This window comes from Wolbachia endosymbiont of Drosophila leontia (assembly GCF_028981785.1).
Lineage (GTDB): Bacteria > Pseudomonadota > Alphaproteobacteria > Rickettsiales > Anaplasmataceae > Wolbachia > Wolbachia pipientis.
In genome coordinates this window covers 1-2,133 of record NZ_JAPQLK010000110.1, presented here as the reverse complement: position 1 = coordinate 2,133, position 2,133 = coordinate 1, and the positions used below count along the sequence as shown (strand labels likewise).

Annotated in this window: 3 protein-coding genes and 1 pseudogene; 1 reads left to right on the top strand and 3 read right to left on the bottom strand. The window is 33.3% G+C overall.

Features of this window, described 5'->3' with window-relative positions:
- Window positions 1-263: 263 nt before the first annotated feature.
- On the bottom strand, window positions 264-656 hold the full coding sequence (locus tag OZD63_RS03575) for a TraR/DksA family transcriptional regulator (protein WP_064124828.1): 393 nt from the start codon (window positions 654-656) through the stop codon (window positions 264-266).
- 106 nt (window positions 657-762) lie between these two features.
- On the opposite strand from OZD63_RS03575, the gene OZD63_RS03570 reads away from it, so the two are divergent.
- Entirely contained in the window at window positions 763-1,410 is a 648-nt protein-coding gene (locus OZD63_RS03570; RefSeq protein ID WP_275008137.1) for a heme exporter protein CcmB, read from the top strand.
- A gap of 476 nt (window positions 1,411-1,886) precedes the next feature.
- Here OZD63_RS03570 and OZD63_RS03565 read toward each other — a convergent pair.
- Window positions 1,887-1,982, bottom strand: a pseudogene (locus OZD63_RS03565) (tRNA (guanosine(46)-N7)-methyltransferase TrmB); the annotation flags it as partial.
- Window positions 1,937-2,133 (bottom strand): hypothetical protein (locus OZD63_RS06170; RefSeq protein WP_410543740.1); only part of this gene is annotated, 197 nt, incomplete at its 5' end. The pseudogene OZD63_RS03565 and the gene OZD63_RS06170, both read right to left, overlap by 46 nt.

Here is a 2,133-nt window from a genome sequence, read left to right as displayed (position 1 = left end):
TTGTTGCAATAAAATAGAAACAAAAGTGCTGTCCCTTGCACTCTTTGGATAATTTAATGATAAAAAATTTAGAGAGAAATTTTATACACTATCGCTGATATTTTTCCTTAAGTTGACGCCATTGCCTGAACGGATACAACTTAATTTTTAATCTGCAGGAGTCAAGTTGAGGATGTCCAATTTTCCACTTTCTTTATAGCATAACATACTTCAGCGCCTCTTGCTCCTCTTGAAGTCCAATGGGCTCACCACTTATGTGTAAATTAATCGTTAATGTTGTACACGTTCTTTTCTTTTTCTACTCTCTCTTGCTCTTCAATACAATATATAGCAAGCGGATTAGCTTTAAGTCTTTCGACTCCTATTTCTTCTCCTGTTCCATCGCAGTAACCATAAGTGCCTAATTTTATTTTTTCTAACGCCTCCTTAATTTTTTCTTTTCTATCTTTTCGACGCTTGATTAATTCCTCGTTTCCACTATCTCCATCAGAATAGTATGTATCAATACTATTCTCTTCTAGTTCTTGTTTCTCCAGCTCAGCGAGTATTGACTGTAACTTTAAGCTGAAGTATTCCAGTTGTTTTACGCTCATATATTCTTCATCTTCTGAAGGAGTGTAATCTTCTGGTGACTTTATTTTTGGTAACTTTTCCATAATTGCATTATCAAAAAAATAATAAAACCTATATAATTTATGAACAAAAAATTATACTACCTCAAAGTAAACACTATAATTTATAATAAACATTTAAAAGCCTAGTATGATCGATTCAGTAAAAAAATTAGTAATAGATGATAAGAACTTTACCTATATAGTATGTATTTTTATCATAATGTTAAGTTTATCTTCATTTACACTTAAAAACAACAATAAACAAGAAGTTATGTTAACATTAACATGGATATGTGCTACATTTGTTTTGCAGATTTCTACAAATAATTTGTTTACATCTGATTATCATGATGGAATATTAGAGCAAATCTTTGTACAGCCACTCTCTTCTAGGCTTATAATTGCTTATAAAATTTTCGCTCACTGGTTATTATTTGGGTTACCGATTTCAGTAATTTCTTCCATATTCAGCTTTGCAATTCTAGGCAATAGTATTGAACACTCAATAGCAGTTGGAGTGTCTCTATTATTTAATACGCTGATAATCATTAATATTTCAGCTACTGGAAATGCATTGATGATTGGTCGAAACAACTTAGCATCAGGAGTATCGCAAATTCTTGTTTTGCCAATGATAATGCCAACCTTTGTGTATTTTAAAATGCTAACTCAATTTGAAAATTTATCCTTGAATATTTATACACTACTAATCACCATCTTAGTTTTTGTTATTTTGATTGTTAACAGCACCATAACTACTCACATGGCACTAAAATTTGCTGTGGAACAGGATTGAAAAATCTTACTGTTATTCAGTAGACTTCTTGCATAACCTAGAAAAAAGGCAAATAGTTATTATAGATTTAGGTTTATCGACAATTTGAAAAACCTTCATTCCAGCATCCTTCCCTGTCATCCAAGTAGCCCTTCGTTGTCATCCCAGTGTCAAAAACTGGGATAACAGCTAACCTGACAACCGTCATCCCGCTACTTGTTAGCGGCTAAGAGATACCGTGACGGTATGACGGTTCGCGGTGGCATGACGATAAGCCTCATCATCCCGCTACGTGTTAGCGCTGCGGCGGTATGACGATTCGCAGCGGCATGACGAGAAAGGGGCTACTTGGATGATACCTTTTTTCTACTTAGTTTGGGTTATGCAAGAAGTCTATTCCTTCATAAGGAGAAGTAGTTAAAGGAATTTACTCTATTTCTCCCTCTTTTTTTATTATTTTTAATCTATAGTTAACGTAAAAGAGATATGCAAAAACTCTATTGATCCATAGTCTGCAAATTATTAATAACACTTACTTTAAAGAACCTCACTTTACGCTGATCTTTGAGCGCTCTTCTGTGGTATTTTGTAAGAACCTGTTAAGGATCTCGAAAATATGAGGTAAAATAAGCATAGTTAAGAAAGAGGTATATCTATGCAAAAAAGCTATCCAAGCGATATAAGTAAAGAACAATTTAAAAAAATTAGACCAATACTGGAGAGTAGCAGAAAGAAAACAAAACC